Below are 819 nucleotides of genomic sequence, written 5' to 3' on the forward strand. Positions count from 1 at the left end.
GTGGATGACCGCTCTTTTAGAGCCTAAAAAGCTATCTTGGGATGATACAAGAAGCTATTTCTATATTCTTTGATTTAGAAGTAGCAGTTCACAGAAATTATATTTAGGGATTTTTTTGCCAACAAATAGATTTGTTTTGATTTTGAGCAGTTCACTATATAATTACTATAAGGATGTGACTTATGCAAGAACAAGTTGCTAGTAAAGAAGATATTCTCGTGAATGAGTTTCCTTCTAATGAAGGCTTTAGTAGAGATTTTGCTTCTAAAATTGTTAACAAATACATCAGTGAAGAAATTACTAAAAAAGATTTAAAAAACGTCAAACTGGAACTTGAACGCAAAGTAGATAATGTATTGTATTGTCTGAACTTGAACGCAAAATAGATAATGCAAGTTCTGAATTTAATCGTAAAATAGATAATGCAAGTTTTGAATTTAATCGTAAAATAGATAACGTTGAATACAAAATAGATAATGGATTATCTAAACTTAATAGCAAAATAGACAGAATCAAAACAGGAAAAGATGATCCAGATATAACTATTTGGATATTCAACCTATTGGTTTCATTGAAAATAGTATTGTTTGGTATACTAGTATATCTTTTACTTAAAAAGTAAAAGATATATATTTCTTTTGTAATATCATTAAGATTTGACGTTACTACCCACCAGTCAAATTGTGGGGTACACTTATGAATTTGATCTATTACAGGAGCAAGGAGTGAACTTCTTCACTAATCTATATTTTATATTTTAAGGGATAAGGCTACTATCTAGCAAAAGAAGGTTTTTCATTAATCATGAATTCATAATCC

General features: G+C 28.7%; 2 protein-coding genes. Both read left to right on the forward strand.

The window, feature by feature from the left end:
• Positions 1–182: 182 nt before the first annotated feature.
• The gene (locus F0310_RS05370) at positions 183–386 is read left to right on the forward strand and encodes a hypothetical protein (protein WP_182117943.1); all 204 of its coding nucleotides are present in this window, start codon (positions 183–185) and stop codon (positions 384–386) included.
• Positions 362–622: a hypothetical protein gene (locus tag F0310_RS05375; protein WP_182117944.1), complete on the forward strand. Its 261-nt coding sequence runs from the start codon at positions 362–364 to the stop codon at positions 620–622. Before F0310_RS05370 ends, F0310_RS05375 begins: the two co-directional genes overlap by 25 nt.
• Positions 623–819: the final 197 nt, after the last annotated feature.

The organism is Borrelia sp. A-FGy1, from assembly GCF_014084025.1.
GTDB lineage: Bacteria > Spirochaetota > Spirochaetia > Borreliales > Borreliaceae > Borrelia.

Excerpts from the sequence above, each read along its gene's own strand:
- F0310_RS05370 (WP_182117943.1), top strand. The coding sequence starts at position 183 with ATGCAAGAACAAGTTGCTAGTAAAGAAGATATTCTCGTGAATGAGTTT.